The sequence below is a fragment of the Streptomyces lomondensis genome, assembly GCF_014651035.1.
Classification (GTDB): Bacteria; Actinomycetota; Actinomycetes; order Streptomycetales; family Streptomycetaceae; genus Streptomyces; species Streptomyces lomondensis.
Genome location: NZ_BMWC01000017.1, coordinates 65,828 through 88,121, shown reverse-complemented (window position 1 = coordinate 88,121; position 22,294 = coordinate 65,828). Strand labels below are relative to the sequence as shown.

Annotated in this window: 24 protein-coding genes; 7 read left to right on the top strand and 17 right to left on the bottom strand. The window is 72.3% G+C overall.

Annotated features, from left to right (window positions below; all coding sequences use genetic code 11):
* Positions 1-103 precede the first annotated feature (103 nt).
* From IE255_RS35970 to IE255_RS35945, 6 genes are all read right to left on the bottom strand, one after another.
* On the bottom strand, positions 104-1,270 hold the full coding sequence (locus IE255_RS35970) for a serine hydrolase domain-containing protein (RefSeq protein WP_190054614.1): 1,167 nt from the start codon (positions 1,268-1,270) through the stop codon (positions 104-106).
* Positions 1,271-1,388: 118 nt separating this feature from the next.
* Entirely contained in the window at positions 1,389-2,357 is a 969-nt protein-coding gene (locus IE255_RS35965; RefSeq protein WP_190054613.1) for an acetylxylan esterase, read from the bottom strand.
* A gap of 157 nt (positions 2,358-2,514) precedes the next feature.
* Entirely contained in the window at positions 2,515-3,099 is a 585-nt protein-coding gene (locus tag IE255_RS35960; protein WP_190054612.1) for an Rv1733c family protein, read from the bottom strand.
* Between the two features lie 452 nt (positions 3,100-3,551).
* Positions 3,552-4,307 carry a ferredoxin reductase gene (locus tag IE255_RS35955; protein WP_190054611.1) on the bottom strand — a complete coding sequence of 252 codons (756 nt, stop codon included), beginning with the start codon at positions 4,305-4,307 and terminating at the stop codon, positions 3,552-3,554.
* Positions 4,300-4,905, bottom strand: coding sequence for a sulfite oxidase-like oxidoreductase (locus tag IE255_RS35950; RefSeq protein ID WP_190054610.1), 606 nt, complete (start codon positions 4,903-4,905; stop codon positions 4,300-4,302). The genes IE255_RS35955 and IE255_RS35950 overlap by 8 nt, the downstream gene beginning before the upstream one ends.
* Before the next feature lie 86 nt (positions 4,906-4,991).
* Positions 4,992-5,390 (bottom strand): MarR family winged helix-turn-helix transcriptional regulator, encoded by a 399-nt coding sequence (locus IE255_RS35945; RefSeq protein WP_267975525.1) that lies wholly within the window; start codon positions 5,388-5,390, stop codon positions 4,992-4,994.
* 233 nt (positions 5,391-5,623) lie between these two features.
* On the opposite strand from IE255_RS35945, the gene IE255_RS35940 reads away from it, so the two are divergent.
* Positions 5,624-6,730 carry a hypothetical protein gene (locus IE255_RS35940; RefSeq protein ID WP_190054608.1) on the top strand — a complete coding sequence of 369 codons (1,107 nt, stop codon included), beginning with the start codon at positions 5,624-5,626 and terminating at the stop codon, positions 6,728-6,730.
* Here the strand turns inward: IE255_RS35940 and IE255_RS35935 are convergent.
* From IE255_RS35935 to IE255_RS35925, 4 genes are all read right to left on the bottom strand, one after another.
* A complete protein-coding gene (locus IE255_RS35935; RefSeq protein ID WP_190054607.1) occupies positions 6,727-7,194 on the bottom strand; it encodes a hypothetical protein in 468 nt (155 codons plus the stop codon). The genes IE255_RS35940 and IE255_RS35935 overlap by 4 nt on opposite strands.
* A complete protein-coding gene (locus IE255_RS35930) occupies positions 7,191-7,646 on the bottom strand; it encodes a DUF6228 family protein (protein WP_190054606.1) in 456 nt (151 codons plus the stop codon). The genes IE255_RS35935 and IE255_RS35930 overlap by 4 nt, the downstream gene beginning before the upstream one ends.
* Before the next feature lie 382 nt (positions 7,647-8,028).
* Positions 8,029-8,163, bottom strand: a complete 135-nt coding sequence (locus IE255_RS40065; protein WP_267975520.1) for a hypothetical protein — start codon at positions 8,161-8,163, stop codon at positions 8,029-8,031.
* Positions 8,164-8,303: 140 nt separating this feature from the next.
* A complete protein-coding gene (locus tag IE255_RS35925; RefSeq protein ID WP_190054662.1) occupies positions 8,304-8,915 on the bottom strand; it encodes a DUF6000 family protein in 612 nt (203 codons plus the stop codon).
* A gap of 156 nt (positions 8,916-9,071) precedes the next feature.
* On the opposite strand from IE255_RS35925, the gene IE255_RS35920 reads away from it, so the two are divergent.
* Positions 9,072-9,641 (top strand): DUF3885 domain-containing protein, encoded by a 570-nt coding sequence (locus IE255_RS35920; protein WP_190054605.1) that lies wholly within the window; start codon positions 9,072-9,074, stop codon positions 9,639-9,641.
* 76 nt (positions 9,642-9,717) lie between these two features.
* Here IE255_RS35920 and IE255_RS35915 read toward each other — a convergent pair whose 3' ends face one another.
* Positions 9,718-10,644 (bottom strand): aminoglycoside phosphotransferase family protein, encoded by a 927-nt coding sequence (locus tag IE255_RS35915; RefSeq protein ID WP_190054604.1) that lies wholly within the window; start codon positions 10,642-10,644, stop codon positions 9,718-9,720.
* Positions 10,645-10,841: 197 nt separating this feature from the next.
* Between IE255_RS35915 and IE255_RS35910 the strand changes: the two genes are divergently transcribed.
* Positions 10,842-11,645 (top strand): putative protein N(5)-glutamine methyltransferase, encoded by an 804-nt coding sequence (locus IE255_RS35910; protein WP_190054603.1) that lies wholly within the window; start codon positions 10,842-10,844, stop codon positions 11,643-11,645.
* Positions 11,646-11,651: 6 nt separating this feature from the next.
* Here the strand turns inward: IE255_RS35910 and IE255_RS35905 are convergent, their stop codons facing one another.
* Positions 11,652-13,730, bottom strand: coding sequence for a SpoIIE family protein phosphatase (locus tag IE255_RS35905; RefSeq protein WP_190054602.1), 2,079 nt, complete (start codon positions 13,728-13,730; stop codon positions 11,652-11,654).
* 252 nt (positions 13,731-13,982) lie between these two features.
* On the opposite strand from IE255_RS35905, the gene IE255_RS35900 reads away from it, so the two are divergent.
* The 3 genes from IE255_RS35900 (at position 13,983) to IE255_RS35890 (ending at position 17,110) form a co-directional block, all read left to right on the top strand.
* Entirely contained in the window at positions 13,983-14,351 is a 369-nt protein-coding gene (locus tag IE255_RS35900) for a hypothetical protein (protein WP_190054661.1), read from the top strand.
* Positions 14,352-14,505: 154 nt separating this feature from the next.
* Positions 14,506-16,521 (top strand): NADPH-dependent 2,4-dienoyl-CoA reductase, encoded by a 2,016-nt coding sequence (locus IE255_RS35895; RefSeq protein ID WP_190054601.1) that lies wholly within the window; start codon positions 14,506-14,508, stop codon positions 16,519-16,521.
* 28 nt (positions 16,522-16,549) lie between these two features.
* Positions 16,550-17,110: a PadR family transcriptional regulator gene (locus IE255_RS35890; protein WP_190054600.1), complete on the top strand. Its 561-nt coding sequence runs from the start codon at positions 16,550-16,552 to the stop codon at positions 17,108-17,110.
* A 125-nt stretch (positions 17,111-17,235) separates the two neighbouring features.
* Here IE255_RS35890 and IE255_RS35885 read toward each other — a convergent pair whose 3' ends face one another.
* Together IE255_RS35885 and IE255_RS35880 are read right to left on the bottom strand one after the other, a co-directional pair.
* Positions 17,236-17,778 (bottom strand): hypothetical protein, encoded by a 543-nt coding sequence (locus IE255_RS35885; RefSeq protein WP_190054599.1) that lies wholly within the window; start codon positions 17,776-17,778, stop codon positions 17,236-17,238.
* 171 nt (positions 17,779-17,949) lie between these two features.
* Positions 17,950-18,936 (bottom strand): fibronectin type III domain-containing protein, encoded by a 987-nt coding sequence (locus IE255_RS35880; protein WP_190054598.1) that lies wholly within the window; start codon positions 18,934-18,936, stop codon positions 17,950-17,952.
* A gap of 409 nt (positions 18,937-19,345) precedes the next feature.
* Between IE255_RS35880 and IE255_RS35875 the strand changes: the two genes are divergently transcribed.
* Complete coding sequence (locus IE255_RS35875) at positions 19,346-20,029, top strand: glycoside hydrolase family 75 protein (protein ID WP_190054597.1); 684 nt, start codon at positions 19,346-19,348, stop codon at positions 20,027-20,029.
* Between the two features lie 95 nt (positions 20,030-20,124).
* On the opposite strand, the gene IE255_RS35870 is transcribed toward IE255_RS35875, so the two are convergent.
* The 3 genes from IE255_RS35870 to dhaK are packed head-to-tail and all read right to left on the bottom strand — an operon-like array spanning position 20,125 to position 22,196.
* Entirely contained in the window at positions 20,125-20,535 is a 411-nt protein-coding gene (locus tag IE255_RS35870) for a PTS sugar transporter subunit IIA domain-containing protein (protein WP_190054660.1), read from the bottom strand.
* Positions 20,536-20,554: 19 nt separating this feature from the next.
* The gene (dhaL, locus tag IE255_RS35865; protein ID WP_190054596.1) at positions 20,555-21,154 is read right to left on the bottom strand and encodes a dihydroxyacetone kinase subunit DhaL; all 600 of its coding nucleotides are present in this window, start codon (positions 21,152-21,154) and stop codon (positions 20,555-20,557) included.
* Positions 21,155-21,203: 49 nt separating this feature from the next.
* Positions 21,204-22,196 (bottom strand): dihydroxyacetone kinase subunit DhaK, encoded by a 993-nt coding sequence (dhaK, locus tag IE255_RS35860; protein ID WP_190054595.1) that lies wholly within the window; start codon positions 22,194-22,196, stop codon positions 21,204-21,206.
* Between the last annotated feature and the right edge of the window lie 98 nt (positions 22,197-22,294).

The window sequence follows — 22,294 nt, the reverse complement described above, 5'->3', positions numbered from 1 at the left end:
GTAGCCGTGCGGGCTCGGTGCGCCACCAGATCTAGCATTGGTCTAAACCAGCAGGGAAGGGCGGCCGGGCGGTTCGGCCGAAACCGCACCGCCGCGCCCGCCGTCACAGCGCGCTGTACAGCGCCTCGACCAGCGCCATCTTCCGCGGGTCGTCCGCGATATGCGGCCCCATACGGTTCATCACATACCCCAGGGACACCTCGGCCTCCGGGTCGGCGAGCCCGCAGGAGCCGCCGAAGCCGTCGTGACCGAAAGCGCGCGGGTTGGGCCCGTAGGAGCCGTGGGGCCCGCTGAGCCACAGTCCGAGCCCCGCCTCCGTGTCGACCGCGAGCCCGGCGCCGACCACCAGGTCCCGGCAGCTGCCCTGCCCCTCGCGCACCCGCTCGGCCGCCTCGGGGGAGAGGATGCGGTGGCCGCCGTACGTGCCGCGCCCCGCGAAGACGGCGTACAGCGCCGCGACCGCGCGCGCGGTGCCGTGCCCGTTCGCCGCCGGGATCTCCGCGGCCCGCCAGCCCGGTGTGAGGGCGCCGGCGGCGGACACCGGTGGATTGGTCACCGCGGCGATGGCCGCCGGCGTCAACTGGGCGAAGACGGCTGCCTGTTCACTGGTCGTCGCGACCGGCGGCTGGACCAGCTCGGCCACCCGGCCGTAGTCCTTCTCCGGCAGCCCGATGGAGAAGTCGATGCCGAGCGGCCCGGTCACCTCCCGCTGCAGGAAGGCCCCCGGCCGCAGTCCCGAAACCCGGCGTACGACCTCGCCGACCAGATGGCCGTAGGTCAGCGCGTGGTAGCCGGACCGGGTGCCCGGCTCCCACCAGGGCTCGGTCGCCGCGAGCCGCTGCGTGGTCAGCTCCCAGTCGCAGAGCTGCTCCAGCGAGTGCGGCTCCCGCAGCCCGGCCAGGCCCGCGCGGTGGGACAGCAGGTGCCGTACGAGGACCTTCTCCTTGCCCGCCGCGGCGAACTCGGGCCAGTACACGGCCACCGGCGCGTCGAGGTCGAGCAGCCCCAGGTCGGCGAGGATGTGCGCGCACAGCGCCACCGGCCCCTTGGTCGTCGACCACACGTTGACCAGCGTGTCCCGCTCCCACGGCCGGGTGCGCGCCGCGTCGGCCCAGCCGCCCCACAGGTCCACCACGGTCGTGCCGCCCACGGTGACGGTCACCGCCGCGCCCAGCTCCTGCCGCTCCCGGAAGTTCTCCTCGAACGCCCTGCGCACCGCCGTGAAGCGCGCGTCGCAGTGACCGTGCACCTGTGCCTCGATCTCGGGCATGGGCCCCACCCCTTTGCCGGCCGACTCCAGGCCCGGCCCGCCGTGTCGCGGTCCGGGCGCGAAGAACGTACCGACTGGTCGGACCAAGGGGGAAGCCCGTCGGCGGTGAACGGCCGGATCAGATGTACGAGCGCATCCAGCGCAGCTTGGCCGCCTCCTGGAAGGGGCCGCCGCCCTCGTGGTCGTTGAACTCGTACACCTCGATCGTCTTGTCCTCGTGGCTCCAGGCGTTGAAGGCCGCGAAGACGGTCGACGGCGGGCAGGTCTGGTCCTCCAGGGCGGCCGAGAAGAGCGCGGGGGCCCGGCCGCGGGCGGCGAAGTGCACGCTGTCGAAGTAGGACAGGGTGCGCAGGGCCTCGTCGGTGCGGCCGCGGTGCGTCTTGAGGTAGAGGCCGATCTCCCGGTACGGGTGGCGGTCGGTGAGCGTCGCCGCGCGCGGGAAGTCGCACAGGAACGGCACGTCCGGCGCGATGCCCGCCAGGTCCGGCACCAGCCCGCCGACCGCGATCGTGATGCCGCCGCCCTGGCTGGAACCGACGGCCACCGTGCGCGCCGGGTCGGTGAGCGGGTGCGCACGGGCCGCCTCCACGGCACGCACCGCGTCCGTGAACACCCGGCGGTAGTAGTAGTTCTCCGGCGCGTCCATGCCGCGCGTCATGAACCCGGGGTACGCGGGTGCGCCGCCCACCGGGTCCGCCGTGCCGCCGCCCGCGCCCCAGGCGCTGCCCTGCCCGCGGGTGTCCATCACGAAGTGCGCCCGGCCCGTCGACGCCCACAGCAGGTGCTCGTGCGGCAGCCCGCGCCCTCCGCCGTAGCCGATGAACTCCACGACCAGCGGCAGCGGGCCGTCCGCCCCGGCCGGCAGGACCAGCCAGCCCTTGACCGGGTGACCGCCGAACCCGGCGAACGTCACGTCGAACACCTGCACAGTGGACAGTCCCGTGTCGACCGGTTCGAAGCGGGCGTCCAGGTCGTGTGTGCGCGCCTCCTGGAGCGTCTTGGACCAGAACGCGTCGAAGTCCTCCGGCTCGGTGGACGCGCTGCGGTACTCGCGCAGTTCGTCGAGAGGAAGGTCGAACAGGGCCATGTAGGACCGCCTTGGGTGAGCAACGGCTGCGGGGACAGTGCGGATGATCACACTACGGGTACGGTCGGCGGACTGGCGAGGTCATTTCCGGCGGTCCGCGGCGCGCTACGGCGCCTGCTCGCGGGGCGCGCGGCACCGGCGGGAGGCGCGGGTCGCGTCACGCGCCCCGGTGCGTCCACTCCGGCTCCGTCCGGGCCCACTCCCGCTCCCATTCGGCGAGCCGGCGGCGCATCGCCACCCGCCGCACGACGGAGTGGCCGAGAAGCACCAGGAGCACCGCGCCGCCCGCGGCACATGTGCCCATCGTGAGGGTGTGCTGCCAGATCCCGGTACCGTCCACCGGCGGGGTCACGTTCCGCCCCCGGGAGTCGAACCAGACGTCCACCGTCTCACCCTGCCGGGTGTCCGCGGGGACCCTCGCCGTCGCGGTACGCGTCCCCTCGCCCGGCTCCGTCCAGCGCACGGTCGCCCGGTACGCGTGCTGCCCGCCCGCCTGCACGGAGGGCAGCGAGTCGCCCTTCCCGCCGACCACTTCGGCACGGACCCGATGGCGCTCGGCCCGCTGCTCCGCCGCGATCGACCGCACCTCGCCGTGCGCCCACACGGCGGCGGCCGCCCCCGCGACAGGCGCGCCGACCAGGATCAGGACGGCGACCACCAGCAGCGTCCACGCCTCGACGACATCCGACCGGCGCCGCAGGGGACTGCGCCGCCAACGCCAGCCGGGCACCCGGGTTCGCATGTCGACCTCCTCGCCGTCACCGCCGCCGGGGGGCCGGACCGGCCGTGCGGTGGCGGCCCCGCCGCTCCCTCCGCGTCACGCCACACATGCGAGTGCCCCCACGGATCTGGTACCCCCTCCGACGCGCATCGATCGCTCACCACGGCCTCGGTGCCGCCCGCCCGCCGGGTACGGCCCGGCCGCGCCGTACGGACGAGCCGCGCCGTACGGGACAGCCGGGCCGCCGGTCCGCTCCCCGGGCCGCTGGTCCGCTCCCCGGGCCGCTGGTGCGTGCGCGCGGGACGAGCGGCGGCGCGCCGCGTGCCGAAGCCCTGGGGCCGGGGTGCCCGGACCGGCCGCGGCGAAACACCGGGCCCCCGCCCCTGTGGCCGGCGACACGCCCTGGGCTGTGGCAACACCGGCGGGACAGACCGCCGTCGAGGTCCGCCGAGGTCCATCGAGATCAGTCGAGGTCAGCCGAAACGCTCGATCCGGATGCGGTCCACGGGCTGACCTGCCGTCACGAGCAACCGGGAGGCGTGCTCGGCGAAGGAGTTGGAGCCGCACACATAGGCCTCCCACCCACCCGGAGGCTGCTCGGCCAGGAGCGGCGCCACATGTGCGGCCGCCATACGTCCCACCGGCACACCCTCCGGCGCGCTCCGGGTGAAGACGGGCGTCGTCTCCGCGCCCAACTCCCGGGCGTAGAAGAGCTCTTCGGGACTCCGCGCGGACACCAGCAGCCGCAGCGGCACGGCCAGATTCCGCGCCCGGTGGTGCCGCACCATCGACATCAGCGGTACGACGCCGGAGCCGGCGCCGATCAGCAGTGCGGGCCGGTCGCCCGGCCAGGCGAAGAAGCCGCTCACCGGGCCCCGCACCTCGACCCGGTCGCCGGGCCGGGCGACGGTGTGGAACCAGCCCGAGACCTCGCCGCCCTCGACATGATCCAGGGTCAGCTCGACGTGCCCGGCGTCGTCCGGCGCCGAGGCGATCGAGTAGTGGCGCTGGGCCGTGTAGCCGTCCTCGGCGGTCAGCCGCACCATCAGGTGCTGACCGGGCAGGTGACCCGGCCAGCCGGGCACGGCGAACCGGAAGGTGGAGGCCCGCGGGGTCTCGCGGCGGATCTCGGTCAGCGTCGCGGTCTGCCACACGGAGGCGGCCTGCTCGCTCACGGCGATGCGCCCGGGCACGGCGAACCGCGTGGGCGGCACGAAGGTCTCAGTCACCGGCGTACCTCTGCTCCTCCCAGGGGTTGCCCCGCTCGTGGTAGCCGTTCCGCTCCCAGAACCCCGGCTCGTCGTGGTCGAGGATCCGCAGGCCCGCGATCCACTTGGCGCTCTTCCAGAAGTACAGGTGCGGCACCAGCAGCCGCGCCGGGCCGCCGTGCTCCGGGGCGAGCTGCCGGCCGTCGTACTCCCACGCGATCCAGGCGCGCCCGCCGGTCAGATCGGCGAGGGGGAGGTTCGTGGTGTAGCCGGTGTGGGAGTAGGCGACGGCATGGGTGGCCGACCCATGGGGCCGGACCACATCCAGGAACGCGTCCAGGGACACGCCCCCGAAGCGCACCCCGAACTTCGACCAGCTCGTCACGCAGTGGATGGCGCCCTCGTACGCCGACGCCGGCAGCCGGTGGGCCTCCTCCCAGTCCCAGGTGCGGGGCTCCGCCACCAGCCCGTCGACGCGGAAGGTCCAGTCGGCGGGAGCCAGGTCGGGCGTGACCTCGGCGGACAGGACGGGCCAGTCCTCACCGGCGTCGTACTGGCCGGGCGGCAGACCGGGGTCGGCGACGCGTGGCCGCCCGGTGAAGCCTCGGGTGATGTGCATGGGGTGGTGCCTCCGGGCCGGGCCGACGGCGCCCCGCCGGCCGGCATGCTCAGTGATTGCCTATTCAACCGTACGTGCAGGTCGGGCTAGTCCCGCCGAGCGGGGCCGGGCCAGGCGTTGTACCGCACGAGGTAGTCCGCGAATCGGTTCAGATCCGCCGCCGGCCAGTGCGCCAGCCGCTCCCGGAAGGCCGCCCGGCGGCTCTCGGTGACCCGGGCCAGGACGCGCCGCCCGGCCTGCGTCAGGTGCAGCACCTGCGCACGCTGATCCGCCGCGTCGGGGCGGCGCTCGACGAGGCCGGAGCGCTCCAGCGCGGCCACCTGGCGGCTGACCGTGGACTTGTCCAGGGCGTAGTGGGCGGCCAGGTCGGTGGCGCGGCACCCACCGCTCTCCTCCAGATGCCCGAGCAGCGTGTACGACACCAGCGACAGCTCGGGGTGCATCCGCCCGGCCGCGGCACGGGCGCGGCGGGCGAAGACCGTCATCTCCCGCTGGATGGTCTCCACGGCGTTGGCTCCGTGCACGGGACCTCCCTCACGGCGTCTCTGCGTCCCCCTCCCATGGTTGCATAGGCCAACCATTGCTTGCCGCCGTCAGAGACGGCGGCCGGCTGGGACTCGCCCCCGCTGCGTCGACCCTCCACGACGAATGAGAAAACACGTTGGCGGGCCGTCGCCGAGCTGCGACGATGCAGCTGTTTCCCGTACGGAGGGGGCTCTTGTTCGTTTTCGTTTGTGCGCGGTGCGATGCCGAGCTGACCGTCCCCTTGTCCCAGGTCTCCCTTCCGGCCCACGCCCGTCAGAAGTACGGGAATGGGGTCCAACTTCCGGTGCTCATGGAGTCAGGGACGTTTGCCGTGGACCCGGACCCCTGGGGAGGGCCGTGGCGGATGTGGGACGAGATCGATCCGGGCGAGGCGGAAGCGCGCGGCATCTATGCGCCGGTCCACGCCGTGTCCGACAGTACGCCCGGCGCGATTGTCATCGCGCCCGGCGATATCCGCGGAACCCGGCTGATCCCCGAGAAGCGCGGCGGTGCCTGCTGTGGTCTCGACGGGGCCGACGGGCCCAACATGGCCTGCGAAGCGTGCGACCTGCCCGTGGCGACCAGGGTGGACGACTGCTCGCTCTGGCAGGCAGCGCGGCTCAGTTCGGACGCCGTGCGTCGGGTCCTCGTCAACGGTGTCCACGCTGCGTCGTTCTCCTGGGCGGAACTGGCAGAGAAGGGGGAGAGCACGCCCCCGTTCGAGCCGATTGCCACATGGGGAGGACGGTTGGGGTCGGGCCACTACTGGTCGTGGAGTCCGCAGTGGGAGGCGGCAGCCGGCCAGGCGCTCGCCCACCTGCTTGTAGCCTCCGAAGGGCAGCCGGTAAAGGTCCCCAACGGTCTGACCGCGGACGTGTTCCAACGCGCGCTCGACGCCCTGCTGCCCGCGGGCCCGCCAACGCGGCGCGCCGTCCTGGCTGGACCAGGAGAACCCTCCCCCGGCGCGGGCGTCGACATCCTCCTCGTACCGGTCCATCCCCAGACGGGTCAGACCTGGGCCCCCGCCGGCCCAGCGGCATCGGCGTACCCGGTGCCCCTGCCGCTGGGAGTGTGGCTGTGGCTGGTCTCTCCCCAGCCGTACGTGCCGGTTCCCGCTTCGGGCGGCGTACCCCGAGACGTCCTCCGCGACTACCCGCTCCCGCCGCGCCCCAACTACCTGTTCCGGGCCGACCGGGGAACGTTCCAGCACACCTTGGTCCGGCTACCGGACGTTCGCAGCCCGTGGATGCGCACGATCCTCGAGAACCTCACGCAGGACAGATCGGCCGACATCTTCTAGTCGCGTCGGCGGCGAGCGTGCCAGAGGCGTCTGAGGGCTTCGAGCTCGATTCGAGGGAAGTGCTCGCCCCATTTACTGCGGTAGCTGCTCTCACCATAGGACCGAGCCACCTCGTCGAAGCAGCGGATCACGGCTCGGACGAGTGCGTCGACGGGGAGCTGTGCCGACCAGATCTCGGTGCCCTTGTTGTCGTGGTCGCTGCCCTGTCGCAGCTCCAGCACGCGAACCCGGCTGTCGTCGCCCTCGCGACAGAAGATCCAGCGGTAGGCCGTTGGCTCGGCTTCGAACTGTGCGCGGGCCTCCGTCTCGCCGGCGATGAGCCGGGCCAGGGCAGTCAGCAAGTCCTCCGGAGCACTGGTGAGGTAGGACGCGGTGAGTTCCGCTTTCGCTCGGTCACTCTCTACGGTGCAGTCGGCCCAGCCGTGTCCGCCCAACGTCCAGGTCATGCGCATGTCTGCTGTCATGGCTGCTCTCCGGAGAGAAACTCCTCGACGTCGGACGCCAGGGACGACATCTGCTCTCCGGCCTCCAGCCAGGTGGTCACCGAGGCAGTCCATCCTCCCGCGACATTCGGCCAGGGGCGCAACGTCCAGGTCAACCCGACATGGCCGCCGGACCGAAAGACGGCGGACACGGCCAGGTCCCCGTCGTAGGTCTGCCAGACCCGCTCGCCTTCCCAGCCCTGGTAATCCGCAGCCAGCCCGGCGACGAAGGCCGCAAGATCGGCGTCCCAGATCCAGGCCACGACCTCGTCGACGCGCGCGGTCAGGCCGGGAGCCCAGGCCTCGACCACGTATTGCACGCAGCCTTCGTCGAACGGCTCCTGTCCGCTGAGCCGCACTCCGACGGCCGCGTTGTCCAGGGAGCGGATGGTCACGCCGGGCTCGTCGTCCATGCCGTCGTCCGGGGAGGTCATGGGCGAACGCTAGGCCAGCACCACGCGGGACGTCATGCGGATTCTTCGGTGGTGGCGTCCGAACTCGTACGAGAGTGACTGGCCGGCACCGGACGGCAAGCACTCCGGCCGTGCGCACCTCGCCGCGGCGGAGTATGTCGCGGTGCTGTCCGTCAACGACCGGCGCGCGGGTCGCCCGGGCAGGGCTGTGGGGGCGAGCCGCATGAGCACCGCCGCGGGCCGGCGGGGCGGTCGGTTCCAGTCGCGCCGATGACCAGAATGGTGTTGCTGTCAGTCAAGTCGAACTCCTTGTGAGGGGTGTTCTCTCCCGGTGAGGGACCGCACCGGGAGTCAAGCGAGCAGGCACTGCGTGGCAAGTCTGGAACCCCAAGCGCAATTGAGGTCAACGCGGATTCCGAGTGACGCGGACAACCGCCGCGGTGAGCGCCACCAGCCTGGGCACGATCTCGTCGGGGCCGGGCTGCGCGACCAGTTCGGCCACCGCCGCCGGTGCCGAGGCGCGCAGCCGCTCAACCACCCGGCCCCGGCATCATCTCCGCGCCCGCCGGCCTACGTTCGCGGTGTCGACGGCGCGCAACTAATACCAGCGAGCATGTCCATCAGAGGGCAAGAAACGCAGCAGTCACCAACATGCGCCCTGCGCACAGCATGTTGTCGTCAACTCGCTTCGACGCACTCTTCAACGAAGGCGCAAAGCCGGCGGACGAGGCTCAGGTAGGAAGCGGGGTCTGTAGTGGCCTGCATGTGAGACGCACCCTGGAGCCACTGTTGCCACAGGGCGCCGGGGGCCAGGAAACGGGCGGCTTGGTCGCCTTTGAGATTCAGGTCGATGAACAAGAGAGCGCCCATGGCCACAGTCTGGTCGTATGCAAGGTCGGGTCGGCGAAGGTAGCGATCAAGGTAGGCGACCAGCAGGTCGGCGTCGCGCGGCGTTCCGAAGCTGGCCAGGGCCACGCAGTAGGCCAGGCCGGCACAGCAGACCTCGCTGGCCAGCAGGAGTTCCCCGAGACGCTCACGGAACTCGGTCCGGCGGGAGACAGCCACGAGCCACGCCGCAGTTCTCCGCTCGCGCCACCCGCCCTCAAGGAGGGTGACGATCTCATTCGCGGTGATGACCCCTGCGTCCTCGCTCAGCTGTCGCAGGAATCGATCGTACTCCGGACTCTGCATGCGCAGCAAGCTGCCGCCGAGCTTCATATAGCGCCGCTCGGGCGTGACATAGCGGCGAACCAGAGTCAACAGTTCGGGATCCTCGTGGGCATGGCGCATCACAGGGCCGATCCTGCCTCTCTGGTGCGCGACGAGGCCACCCCCTTTTGACGTTGCCGGGCCGGTCTGCCAGCGCTGTTACCGGGTTTCTCGCGTGGGCGAGTCCCGGCATCATGGTCGTGGGTGAGTTCATTCGCGAGAGGACGAGTGCGGCGGGTGCCTGACAGCGGACAGGCAGATTTGACGGAGCTGTGGCAGCAGCGTTGGCCCGGTTGCCCTCCGGTCGGGTACAAGCTCCGTGACCCGTATCGGGATGTCTGGGTTCGTTTCCACAGCCTGCCGGAGTCGAAGCGGTACGCGGAGGACGAGAGCGAGTACGCCGTTGTCCTGGAGCGTTACAACACCGTCCTCGATGAGTTGTTCACTGGTGCGGACGTGTATGTGATCACTCCGCTCTGGACGACCGAAGCCGAGGTTCCGTCCTTCCAATCCGTCGCAGGGTATTGGCAGAGTCTGCTGGTGCAGGACGATCCTGATCCTGAGTTCCGCACGTACTGCCACCTCTTCGCCGTTCGCCGGCCCTGGCGGCGTGGCTGCATCGACGAGTTGCTCCGGGACACCGCCGACGAGAAGGTGGGGGGAGTCCTCATCACCGACACCCGGATGCAGCGCATCCACCACCCCTACGACGGTGGCGCCGACGTCTTCCTCCCCACGTCCGAGGAGCGGGACCGGCTGCGTGATCGGCATGCCGACTGGCTTTCCAGTCATCCGTCGGGTCTCTGACCGGTTCGGGTCACCGCCCCACGCAGGATGGTCTTTTCACGGCAAGTACCGGGTTGAGAGGCTCCACGAGCGGGGCCTACGCGGGAGAGGGCCGGCGCACGCTAAAGGTCAGAACGCGATCGAGCGCCGCCCGGCCTGCTGGTCCCCATGTCGGCTTGCCGCCGGGAAGGCCCCGTTCCCCGTTCTGGCCCATGAGGATGAGGAAGAGGCTCTTCAGGGCAGCCAACCCGCGGGCGCGCCGGATCGTCGCCTCGTCCGCATGCGCGTAAACCTCGAAGAACCGTGAGCACGCGTCCGCGGGAAGGAGCAGCCACGCCGCCGCGAGGTCCCACGCCGGATCGCCGGCGAACAGGGCATCGAAATCGACCACGCCCGAGAGCGTCCCGTCCGAGACGACGACGTTCGCGGGATGGAGGTCACCGTGCAGCCATACCGGCGGGCCCTCCCACTCGGGGGCCGCGACGGCATCGTCCCAGACATCCCGGACGGCCCGGACGTCGGCGGCAATGCCGCCGGGGGCAATGGCGTGCAAGAAGTTCTCGAAGCCGTCCGTGCACTTCTTGGGGTGAGCGCCGCGGTCCGAACTGGCCGGCGCCTCGGCGGGCGCCTCGACGTGGAGCGCCCCGAGGAAGCCCGCCAGAGCGTCGGCCGCGTGGTCGTCACGGCTGATCGAGGTGCAGTCGAGCGGCTCCCCGGGAACCCACGTCATGACGGCCCACGGCCTCGGGAAGCGCGCGGACGGTTCGCCGATTCGCACAGGAGTCGGAACCGGAAGCGGAAGGCGCGGGGCCAGGACGGGCAGCCACCGGCACTCCTTGCGCAGGAGATCCGGGGCTTGTTCCATGCGCGGCATGCGCACGGCCAACTCATCCCCGAGGCGCCACATCTGGTTGCCCCAGCCGCCCGCTACTTCGCGGATGGCCAGCCCCGCAAGGTCCGGATGCTGGTCCTGGAGAAGACCGTGGACCAGCTCTGCGGTGATCTCGATCTCGGAGTCGGTCATGAGAAGCCACCGTACGTGAGACAGGTCGGGTAATGTTGCCGTCCGGCTGCGGACGGACCCAGCCGTATCGGAAGCCGGGGAGGTGAGACCCATTACCGCTGTGTCAGCTCGGGTGCTCTCCTCTCGACACCGCGCGGATCGCCGGCCGTAGGCGCCCGCAGGAGCGCCCTTCGGTTCTCGAAAGGCTCTGGGCTTCCATGCCGTCTGTGTCCCCCCTCCCACCGTCCACGCCGTCGTCCCGCGACTCCGTCGTCGACGCCCTGCGCTCCGCGGGCTGCGTCTTCGCCGAGGACGAGGCCGAGTTGATCCTCACCAGCGCGCGCACTCCCGCCGAGGCCGCCGCCATGGTCGGGCGCCGCGTCGCGGGCGAGCCCCTCGAACTCGTCGTCGGCTGGGCCGAGTTCGGGGGCCTGCGCATCGCGGTCGCCCCCGGTGTCTTCGTGCCGCGCCGCCGCACCGAGTTCCTGGTGGAGCAGGCCCTCGACCGGGCACCCGGAGCGGCCGTCGTCGTGGACCTGTGCTGCGGCTCGGGTGCCGTCGGCGCGGCGCTGGCCGCCGGACTCGGACGCATCGAACTCCACGCCGCCGACATAGACCCGGCCGCCGTGCGCTGCGCCCGGGGCAATGTCGCCGCCGCCGGTGGCCAGGTCCATCAGGGCGACCTGTTCGAGGCCCTGCCCGGCGCGCTGCGCGGCCGCGTCGACATCCTCGCGGCGAACGTGCCGTACGTCCCCAGCGACGAGATCGGCCTGCTGCCGCTGGAGGCCCGGGACCACGAGCCGCTGGTCGCCCTCGACGGCGGCACGGACGGCCTCGACGTCCTGCGCCGGGTCGCGGCCGAGGCCCCGCACTGGCTCGCGCCCGGCGGCTGCGTCCTGGTCGAGACGAGCCGGCACCAGGCCCCGGCCGCCGTCACCGCCTTCGAGCGCCACGGCCTGACGACCTCTCTGGCCGTCTCGGAGGAACGGCCCGCCCAGGTGGTGATCGGCGTCAGACCGTAGCGTTCCTCAGTTCGGAGCCGTCGCCCGGGCGATCAGCAGCGCCACGTCATCGAAGTTGTCCGGCTCGTGCAGCGTGCGCAGCAGCAGGTCGCAGACCTCCTCCAGCGGCCGGTCGGGCCCGTCGAGCAGGGACAGCAGCGTGCCGAGCCGTTCGTCGAGCGGGTCGCGGCGGGTCTCGACGAGACCGTCGGTGTAGAACACCAGCCGGTCGCCGGGCTGGAGGTCGACGGTGGTCGTGGAGAAGGCGACCCCGCCCACCCCGAGCGGCACCCCGGTCGGCAGGTCGAGCAGCTCCGGCGGCCGGCCGGCCCGGACGCGCACCGGCGGCAGATGCCCGGCGTTGGCGATCCGGCACTGGCGCAGATGCGGGTCGTGGACGGCGTACACGCAGGTGGCGATGGACTGCTCAAGACCCCCGGTGATCTTGTCGAGGTGCTCCAGGAGCACGGCCGGATCGAGGTCGAGGGCGGCGAGGGTGTTGGTCGCCGTGCGCAGCCGCCCCATGGCCGCCGCCGCGGGGATGCCGCTGCCCATCACGTCGCCCACGACCAGCGCCGTGTTGCCGCCGTCGAGCGGGATCACGTCGAACCAGTCGCCGCCGACCTCGCTCGTGGCCCCGGCCGGCTGGTAGCGGGAGGCGACCTCCAGCCCGCCCGTCACCGGCGGGTGGCTGGGCAGCAGGCTGCGCTGGAGGGTGAGCGCGGTGTCGCGGGCGCTCTGGTACCAGCGGGCGTTGTCGATCTGCACGGCGGCCCGGGCGGCCAGCTCGCGCGCCAGCAGCAGGTCGTCCTCGCTGAACGGCAGCGGATTGCGGGTCCGCTTGAGGTCCAGGGCCCCCAGCACCTCGCCGCGCGCGATCAGCGGCACCGCCAGATAGGAGTGCACCCCGGCCCGCCCCAGCAGCTCGGCCGCCTCCGGGGAACGAGCGATGCGCGGCAGATCCTCGTCCTTGACCTCCGGCAGCATCACCGGGCTGCCGGTGCGCACGCACTCGGTGACGAACCGGTCCGGAGCGTACCGCGCCACCTGCCCGGGAGGGTCGGCCGCCTCCAGCGCCTCGGCGGAGTCGTACCCCTCGACCGCCAGCGCCCGGATCACGGCCGCCTCCGCGGGGGCGAGGCTGGAGCGCCGGCCCTGCACCACCGCGTCCAGCAGATCGACGGCCGCGACGTCGGCGAGCTCCGGCACGGCCACCTCGGCGAGTTCACGGGCCGTGCGGTCCAGGTCCAGGGAGGTGCCGATCCGCCCCGAGGCGTCGGCGATCATGGCCAGGCGGCGCCGCGCGGCCTCGGCCTCGATGCCCGCCCGGTACTGCTCGGTGACGTCGACGATCGAGACGGCCACGCCCAGCACGGTCCCGAAGGCGTTCTCCAGCCGGTACAGCGAGATCGACCAGGCGTGGTCCTGGTGGGGGTCGGCCGGGGTGCGGCCGATCGTGGACTGGTCGACGACGGGCCGGCCGGTCTCCAGGACCCGGCGCGCCGCGCTCTCCAGGGCGTCGACGTCCATCCGCGGCACCACCTCGCGGGCCGTGCGGCCCAGGTGCTCCTCGGCCGGCACGCCGTTGATCTCCTCCAGCGCCGGGTTGACCGAGACATACCGCAGGTCGGTGTCCAGCACGGCCAGCCCGATCGGCGACTGCGCGATCATCCGTGTCGACAGCGCCACCTCCCGCTCCAGCCGGTGCACGGTCGACTGGTCGGCGCACAGGCCCAGCGCGTAGACATCGCCCTGGTCGTCCAGCAGCCGCATGTTGCGGAACTCCACGAGCCGCGTACTGCCGTCCTTGCGCCGGATGGGGAAGGCACCCGCCCAGCTCTGCCCGGTGCCCATGACATCGGCGAACAGCTTGACAACGAGGTCGAGGTGCTGCTCGTGGACCATGATCCGGGCGGCGTACTGCCCCAGCGCCTCCCGCGCCTCGTACCCGAACAGCTCCTCGGCCTGCGGGCTCCACAGCACGATCCGGCCCTCGGCGTCCAGGACCACCGACGCCACGCGCAGGACGTCGAGCAGCCCGCTCGGCCGCGCGGGCCCGCGCACCGGCTGGTCGCCCTCGGCCCCGGGAGCCCCGGCTGCACTCATCCCACGCCCCGCCTTCGCCGATCCTCGCGGCACGCCGTCACAGTGCCGACACCCCATGTTGTACCGCGCGGAGCCGTTTCTCCGAGGCCCCTTCCGTCACCTACCACCATCTCCCAACCCGGCGCGGGCCGCCCCGCAAAACCGTCACCACGGCAGGGCCACTGCCGGTAGTGCTCGCCGGAAGGTGGTGCTTTGCTGGGGTAGGGGCGGATACGGCATGTGGTGGCCACGAGAGGAGCGATCACGATGGCGATCAACCACGAGCGACCGCACCCCCACTCCGTCTCGGTGGAGATCAGCGGGTGCAGCAAGGACGACGCCCGGATCGTGTTCGACACACTGTGCGCCTGCTTCGAGTCCGACCGGTGTGCCGACGACGTGCCCGAGGAACTGCACGAGACCCGACCGACCGTGTGGCTCGGCACCTTCGACGTCGCCGACGAGCACGAGGGCGCGCGGCCGGCCCGGCTGTCCTCCTCCGTCGAGGCCGACCTGCACGGCGGGTACTGGGCGATCGAGCGGTTCCGCACGACCCTGGACGCGCTGTTCGACGTCCACGACCTGAGCACGGTCTCCGGCGACCAGGAGAAGGAACTGCACGTGCGCCTCCAGAGCCGGTGAGCGCCTTTCAGACATGAAGGGACCTTGGGCCGACGGCCCAAGGTCCCTGTTCATGGCTCTGCTGTGCCCTCCATCACCACCTTGTGCAACTAGTTGCATAAACGGTCGGTAGTCCTCTACAACTACAGGCACGACACCGCGCACGGAGGGCCCGATGAGCCGTTACCCGCACCTGCTGACCCCCCTCGACCTGGGCTTCACGACGCTGCCCAACCGCGTCCTGATGGGTTCCATGCACGTCGGCCTGGAGGAGGCCGAGGGCGGCTTCGCGCGCATGGCCGCCTTCTACGCCGCCCGCGCCCGCGGCGGAGTGGGCCTGATCGTCACCGGCGGCATCGCCCCCAACGAGGAGGGCCGGCCCTACGAGGGCGGCGCCAAGCTCACCACCGACGCGGAGGCCGAGCAGCACCGGGTCATCACCGACGCCGTGCACCGCGAGGGCGGGCGGATCGCGATGCAGATCCTGCACTTCGGCCGCTACGCCTACCACCGGGACCTGGTCGCGCCCAGCCCGCTCCAGGCGCCCATCAGCCCCTTCCCGCCCCGCGAGCTCACCGACGCCGACATCGAGCGGACGATCGACGACTACGCCCGCACCGCCCGCCTCGCCCGCCGGGCCGGCTACGACGGTGTCGAGATCATGGGCTCCGAGGGCTACCTCATCAACGAGTTCATCGCCCTCCAGACCAACCAGCGCACCGACCGCTGGGGCGGCTCGTACGAGAACCGCATGCGCTTCCCGCTGGAGATCGTGCGCCGGGTGCGCGAGGCGGTCGGCGAGGACTTCATCGTCGTCTACCGGCTGTCCATGCTCGACCTCGTCCCCGGCGGCTCGACCCTGGACGAGGTGATCACGCTCGCCAAGGCCGTCGAGGCCGCCGGGGCGACGATCATCAACACCGGCATCGGCTGGCACGAGGCCCGCATCCCCACCATCGCGACCTCCGTCCCGCGCGGCGCCTACACCTGGGTGACCAAGCGGCTGATGGGCGAGGTGTCCGTCCCGCTCGTCACCACCAACCGCATCAACACCCCCGAACTCGCCGAGGAGTTGCTCGCCGAGGGCGCGGCCGACATGGTCTCGATGGCCCGCCCGATGCTCGCCGACCCCGACTTCGTCATCAAGGCCGCCGCCGGCCGGCCCGAGGCGATCAACACCTGCATCGGCTGCAACCAGGCCTGCCTCGACCACACCTTCAGCGGCCAGATCACCTCCTGCCTGGTCAACCCGCGCGCCTGCCACGAGACCGAGCTCGTGCTCTCCCCGACCCGGCTGCGCAAGCGCGTCGCGGTCGTCGGCGCCGGCCCGGCCGGGCTCGCCTGCGCGGTCTCCGCCGCCGAGCGCGGGCACGAGGTGACACTGTTCGACGCGGCGAGCGAGATCGGCGGCCAGCTCAACGTCGCCCGCAAGGTCCCCGGCAAGCAGGAGTTCGACGAGACGCTCCGCTACTTCCGCACCCAGCTCGACTGGCACGGCGTCGACGTACGGCTGAACACCGCCGTCACGGCCACGGACCTCGACGGCTACGACGAGGTCGTCGTCGCCACCGGCGTCACCCCGCGCACCCCCGACATCCCCGGCGTGGACCACCCGAGCGTCCTCGGCTACCTCGACGTCCTGCGCGACGGCGCCCCCGTCGGCGACCGGGTGGCGATCCTCGGCGCGGGCGGCATCGGCTTCGACGTCGCCGAGTACCTCACGGACAGCGGGGACAAGGCGCACGAGAACCCGCAGACGTACTTCCGCCAGTGGGGCGTCGACCTCGACTACCGCGCCCCCGGCGGCCTCGCCGCACCCGAGCGGCCCGCCCCACCGCGCACCGTCCACCTGCTCCAGCGCAAGACGTCCAAGGTCGGCGCCGGCCTCGGCAAGACCACCGGCTGGATCCACCGCACCGAACTCAAGCACCGCGGCGTCACCATGGTCCCCGGCGTGCGCTACGACCGGATCGACGACGCCGGACTGCACATCACCGTCGGCGACGAGAGCACGGTGCTGGAGGTCGACTCGATCGTGCTGTGCACGGGCCAGGAGCCGCGCCGCGGCCTGTACGAGGAGCTGATCGCGGCCGGACGCAGCGCGCACCTCATCGGCGGCGCCGACGTGGCCGCGGAACTGGACGCCAAGCGCGCCATCAAGCAGGGCACCGAGCTCGCTGCCGCCCTGTAGGGCGCGAACACGTCCCTAGGATGAGGCCATGTCACTCCCGCACGCGATCCTCACCGCCCTGCTAGAGAAGCCGTCGTCCGGGCTGGAGCTGACCCGCCGGTTCGACCGGTCGATCGGCTACTTCTGGTCGGCGACGCACCAGCAGATCTATCGCGAGCTGGGAAAACTGGAGGCCGACGGCCTCATCAGGGCCCTGCCGTCCGAGCAGCCGGCCCGCGGGCAGAAGAAGAGCTACGAGGTTCTGCCGGCGGGCCGCGCCGAACTGGCCCGCTGGACCGCCGCCTCCCAGGACCCGAAGCCGCACCGCGACCCCTTGCTGCTGCGGCTCCGGGCGGCGGCCGTGGTCGGGACCGCGGGCCTGGAGGCCGATCTGCGACGCCATCTGGAGCTGCACGAACGGCAGCTGGCGGAGTACCAGGAGATCGAGCAGCGCGACTTCCCGCCCGGCCGGGACGGCACCGAGGACCGGCTGCGGCATCTGGTGCTGCGGGCCGGCATCGACCTGGAGACGTTCTGGACGCAGTGGCTCAGGCGCGCCCTGGCGGACTTCGCCGAACTCCCGGCCGGCGAGCCGACCCGTCCGGCCTGACCGCGATCGGACACCGTCCGTCCGGCCTGACGGCTGCTGACACCGTCCGTCCGGCCTGACCGCGGCGTGACAGCGGCCCGCCCGGCCGGAGCGCTTCGACCGGGCGGGCCGCCATGCGTACCGGGTCAGAGCCGGTACGGCTTGTTGCGCCGGCGCAGGTACCAGGCCGTCCCGAGGAGCCCGGCCCCGACCAGCGTGCCGCCCGCCACCAGCGTGACGGTTCCGTAGTCCGTCGAGGACCCGCCGACCCCGCCCATGACACCGCGCGTCGGCGAGGGCGAGGGGGACGGGGACCGCGTGGGGGAGGGGGCGGGCGAGACGACCACGGACTGGGTGCCCGCGGTGGTGCCGTCCGAGCAGATGACGATGACGGTGTACGTGCCCGGGGTGACGTTCGACCAGGCGGCGGACTGGCTGGTGGCCGTGCCCGACAACGTCACCTGGCGGCCCTGGGCGAAGCTGCCCTGGCTGCTGGTGAGGAGCGAGGCGGTGCCCCAGCTGCCGTTGATCTGGGTACAGGTGCTGGTCGTGACCGACACCGTGGAGCCCGTGGTGCTCACGGAGATGCCCGGGCCAGCGGCAGCGGGCGTCGCGGCCGGGAAGAGGGGCAGCGCGGCGGCGGCTGCCACGGTCAGGCCGGAGCGGAGAAGTGGCGATGAGTTGCGCATGTGGACTGCCCTCCGGCGGCACGGTTGGCGGTACATCCCTTGCGCCGCCGAGGGTCGGGGAACGCCCGTGCTGCCTCAGGGTCAGCCAAGGCGCCCCGGGCCTCGCCCGCACGCCGGTTGCCGCCGTGCAGGTGACGGCGTCCACCGGCCGGCCGATGCCGGACGGGTGTGTCACCGCCGTGCGCGCGTCGTCACCGCCCGCTCCTCGGAGAGGCCGCCCCAGGTGCCGTCCGGCAGCATCGCCCGGATCCGCACCCGGTGGGTGACACCGGCGTCCCGCCCCACGAAGAAGCTGTAGGTCGCCCGGTCACGCGGGGCGCTCGCGCCGTACACGAGGGACGTGGCGGGGCGGCCGTCCAGCTGGATCTGGTACTCGGCGATCTCGCCGTCCACGCGCGGCGGCACCCAGCTCAGGTCGATGTAGTACGCCCCGTCCTCGTGACGGCTCGTCGCCCGGAAGCCGGTGGGGGCCGTGGCGCGGCCGTCGTCGCTGCCCGGGGTGGTGAGGCGGACGGCGGGGCCGGCGGGGGAGACGTTGCCGGCCGCGTCCCGGGCCCGGACGGTGAACGAGTACGACGTGCCGGGCCGCAGCCCCGTGACGACGGTGGCCGTCTGGCCGCCGCCCACACTGTGGATCTTCGTGTCCCCCTGGTGGATGTCGTACGACACCACGTCCCGGTCGTCCGTCGAGGCGGACCAGGACAGCTGGACCGCGCGGCTGCCGGCCGCCCGCCCGCCGGCTGCCGACGGGCGCGTCGGGGCGGAGCGGTCGTCCGCGGCGGCGGCCGGCGTCCTCGCCCGGGCCTCCCGGCTGCGCGGCCCGAGCCGCCCGTCGGCGTCCCGCGCCCGCACGGTGAAGGCATACACCGTGGAGGGCCGGAGCCTGGTGACATCCACCATGTGCTCCGAACCCGGCACTTCCTCGACCTTCGTGGTGCCGCGATACACCTCGTAGACGTCTGCCTCGGGGATCGCGTTCCACATGACGTGCACGCTGGTCGCGCTGCCCGCGGCGGCGGTCACGCCCGGCGGCGCCCCGGGCGGAGCGCCGCCGTCCCCGTCGTCCGCTCCGGCCCAGCCGCACGAGGCGACCAGCGCGAGAGCCCCGCAGAGCGCGATGCGACGGACATGGGCCAGGGGAGCGGAAAGGGCTCGCACGACACTGCCTCCCGGGGCGGCACTCGGGAATGGTCCGGACCAATATGGCGCGACTGACGCGACCACATCAAGAGGGCGACAGGGGAGGGCGCGGAGAGAGCGGCGACGGGTGCGTCACCCCCACCGTGCGCGACCACCCGGGAGAGTTACGTATGTTGAAGTTCCTCACGGCCGAACTCCTGGCGGACACCAGGGAGTTCGGGCCTGTCGCGCGGACCGCTGTCGTCGCAGGATGCCGCGCCGGCGCGGGCGGCCGGGCGGCCGGAGTCTCACACGGACTCAGGCCCCCGGCTCCTGTCGGAGGTTGGGGCCGTGCACCGTCCGGCCCCCCAGCGGTGGCCCGGCGACCTGCCCGGGGCCAGATTGGGCTGAGTGCCCGTCAGGTTCCCGAGGGAGAGGCTTCCCTATCGTGCGTGCCCAGTCGCTCACCCTGGCCGCGGCCAGTGCCGCCCTGCTCGCCCCGACGACACCGCCCGCCACCCCGTCCCAGCCGGTGGCGTGGCGCGAGAACCCCGTCAGTGCCGCCGACCTGCTCGCCAAGGTGCGGGACTGCGCTCCCGTCTCCCGCGGCCGGTACCGCAGCGACGGCGGCGCGCCCGCGGACATCCCGGTCTGCGGCACACGTGACGCCGTGTTCTGGAAGGCCGACATGGACATCGACTGCGACGGCCGCCCCGGCCCCCGCTGCAACCGCCGCACCGACCCGTACTTCGCCGCGAGCACGGCCTACGCGCAGTCCGACGGGCGCCCGTTGAGCGCCGAGACCCTGCCCTTCGTCGTCGTACCGGCACCGAGCGGCATCTGGGACTACCGGGAGCACGGCGTGGGCGGCGGTTCGGCCGTGGCCGTCGTGTACGGCGACCGGGTGCAGTACGCGGTCGTCGGCGACACGGGCCCCCAGGGCATCATCGGGGAGGCGTCCTACGCGACCGCCAAGGCACTCGGCATCCGCCCCGACCCGCACGGCGGGGGTGTCCCTTCCGGCGTCACCTACATCGTCTTCAAGAACACCCGGGTCTCCCCCATCGAGGACCACGCGGCTGCCGTGGCGACGGGGGAGCGGGTGGCGCGGCGGTTCGTCGACGGAAGCTGATCGGCTGACGATGCGTCAGGGGCACGCCTGTGGCCGGCACACACGCCTGCGGCCGGGTGCACCGCCGCTCCGGCGGGCCCGGCCGCATCCGTGGCTCACACCTTCCGGTACGAGTACGCCTCCGCGGCGGCCGACTCCACCGCCGCCAGATCCGCGCCGGTGGCCGCCGTGACGACCGCGGCCACGGCTCCCTCCACGAACGGGGCGTCCACCAGCCGCGTCCCCTCCGGGAGTTCGTCACCTTCGGCGAGCAGCGCCTTCACGGTGAGCACCGCGCTGCCCAGGTCGGTCAGGACGGCGACTCCGGCACCGCGATCGACGGACGCGGCCGCCGCGGCGATCAGTTCCGCGCTCGTACCGAGCCCGCCGCCCTCGGTGCCGCCCGCCGGGGCGACGGGCACCGCCGGGCCACCGCCCGCGAGCCCCTTTGCCAGCGCGGCGACCGACGCGGCCACCTCCGCGCTGTGCGACACCAGCACGATCCCCACGAGCCGCTCGTCACCCACGTCACCCACCTCACTGACGTCACTCACCGGCGGCCTCCGCGAGTCCCGCGATCAGCAGCGCCGACGACGTGGCACCCGGGTCCTGGTGCCCGATGCTGCGCTCGCCCAGATAGCTCGCCCGGCCCTTGCGCGCCTGCAAGGGCGTCGTCGCCACGGCGCCCTCCTCCGCGGCGGCCCGCGCCGCCGCGAACGAGTCACCGAGCGCGTCCACCGCGGGCACCAGTGCGTCGATCATGGTCTTGTCGCCCGGCGCGGCACCGCCGAGCGTCATGACCGCGTCCACCCCGGCCCGCAGCGCCTCGGCCAGCTGCTCCTCGCTGACCTCGGCGGCATCGCCGAGCGCCTTGCCGGTGCGGCGCAGCAGCGTCCCGTACAGCGGCCCCGAGGCGCCGCCGACCGTGGAGATCAACTGGCGTCCGGCCAGGGTCAGGACCCCGCCGGGAGTGCCGGGGGCCTCCTTCTCGAGGGCGGCCGTCACGGCCGTGAACCCGCGCTGGAGGTTGCTGCCGTGGTCGGCGTCCCCGATGGGGGAGTCGAGGGCGGTGAGCCGTTCCGCCTCGCGGTCGACGGACGCGGCGGTCGCCGTCATCCAACGGCGGAAGAAATCGGCGTCGAGCACTGGATCTCCTTGCCTGGTAGGTATGTGGTGATCCTCTACCCCCTGTCTCTCACACGCCCCAGCGCAGCCCTGGCGTCTTCACCGGGGCGTCCCACAGCCGCAGCAGTTCCTCGTCGACCTGGCAGAGGGTGAGCGAGGCACCGGCCATGTCCAGGGAGGTGACGTAGTTGCCCACCAGGACGCGGGCCACGGCGACGCCGCGCTGGGCGAGCACCCGGTGCACCTCGGCGTTGAAGCCGTACAGCTCCAGCAGGGGTGTCGCGCCCATGCCGTTGACCAGGACCAGCACGGGGTTGCGCGGCCGGAGGTCATCGACCACCGCCTCGACGGCGGCCTCGGCGATCTCGCCGGAGGTCATCATCGGCCGCCGCTCCCGGCCGGGCTCGCCGTGGATGCCGATGCCCAACTCCAGCTCGCCGGGCGGCAGATCGAAGGTGGGACTGCCCTTGGCCGGCGTGCTGCACGCGCTCAGCGCGATACCGAAGCTGCGGGAGTTCTCGTTGACCTGCCGGGCGATGGCCTCCACCCGCTCCAGCGGCATGCCCTCGTCGGCGGCGGCGCCCGCGATCTTCTCCACGAACAGGGTGGCGCCCGTACCGCGCCGACCCGCCGTGTAGAGACTGTCGGTCACCGCCACGTCGTCGTTGACCAGCACCTTTGCGATCTGGATGCCCTCGTCCTCGGCCAGCTCGGCGGCCATGTCGAAGTTGAGCACGTCACCGGTGTAGTTCTTCACGATGAACAGCACACCGGCGCCGCTGTCCACGGCGGCGGCCGCGCGCAGCATCTGGTCGGGCACCGGGGAGGTGAACACCTCACCAGGGCAGGCCGCCGACAGCATGCCGGGACCTACGAAACCGCCGTGCAGCGGTTCGTGTCCCGAGCCCCCGCCCGAGACCAGCCCGACCTTTCCGGCCACGGGGGCGTCCCGCCGCACGATCACCCGGTTCTCCACGTCCACGGTCAGCTCCGGGTGGGCAGCCGCCAGGCCACGCAGCGCGTCCGCGACCACGGTCTCCGGGACGTTGATCAGCATCTTCACGGGTACCTCCTGATGAGACTAGCAGATGTACCTCTGACCTTCATTTTTGCAGGTCAGGATGTGTCAGGCCAGTTGTCGATCTTGGCGGTTCCTGGCGG

What these genes read in the sequence shown, in the direction of transcription:
- IE255_RS35930 (WP_190054606.1), bottom strand. Translation starts at nt 7,646, where the DNA reads ATGACCTCCCCGGACGACGGCATGGACGACGAGCCCGGCGTGACCATC.
- IE255_RS35910 (WP_190054603.1), top strand. Translation starts at nt 10,842, where the DNA reads ATGCCGTCTGTGTCCCCCCTCCCACCGTCCACGCCGTCGTCCCGCGAC.
- IE255_RS35970 (WP_190054614.1), bottom strand. Translation starts at nt 1,270, where the DNA reads ATGCCCGAGATCGAGGCACAGGTGCACGGTCACTGCGACGCGCGCTTC.
- IE255_RS35950 (WP_190054610.1), bottom strand. Translation starts at nt 4,905, where the DNA reads ATGCACATCACCCGAGGCTTCACCGGGCGGCCACGCGTCGCCGACCCC.
- IE255_RS35915 (WP_190054604.1), bottom strand. Translation starts at nt 10,644, where the DNA reads ATGACCGACTCCGAGATCGAGATCACCGCAGAGCTGGTCCACGGTCTT.
- IE255_RS35945 (WP_267975525.1), bottom strand. Translation starts at nt 5,390, where the DNA reads ATGACGGTCTTCGCCCGCCGCGCCCGTGCCGCGGCCGGGCGGATGCAC.
- IE255_RS35895 (WP_190054601.1), top strand. Translation starts at nt 14,506, where the DNA reads ATGAGCCGTTACCCGCACCTGCTGACCCCCCTCGACCTGGGCTTCACG.
- IE255_RS35935 (WP_190054607.1), bottom strand. Translation starts at nt 7,194, where the DNA reads ATGACAGCAGACATGCGCATGACCTGGACGTTGGGCGGACACGGCTGG.
- IE255_RS35885 (WP_190054599.1), bottom strand. Translation starts at nt 17,778, where the DNA reads ATGCGCAACTCATCGCCACTTCTCCGCTCCGGCCTGACCGTGGCAGCC.
- IE255_RS35890 (WP_190054600.1), top strand. Translation starts at nt 16,550, where the DNA reads ATGTCACTCCCGCACGCGATCCTCACCGCCCTGCTAGAGAAGCCGTCG.
- IE255_RS35905 (WP_190054602.1), bottom strand. Translation starts at nt 13,730, where the DNA reads ATGAGTGCAGCCGGGGCTCCCGGGGCCGAGGGCGACCAGCCGGTGCGC.
- IE255_RS35960 (WP_190054612.1), bottom strand. Translation starts at nt 3,099, where the DNA reads ATGCGAACCCGGGTGCCCGGCTGGCGTTGGCGGCGCAGTCCCCTGCGG.
- IE255_RS35965 (WP_190054613.1), bottom strand. Translation starts at nt 2,357, where the DNA reads ATGGCCCTGTTCGACCTTCCTCTCGACGAACTGCGCGAGTACCGCAGC.
- IE255_RS35925 (WP_190054662.1), bottom strand. Translation starts at nt 8,915, where the DNA reads ATGCGCCATGCCCACGAGGATCCCGAACTGTTGACTCTGGTTCGCCGC.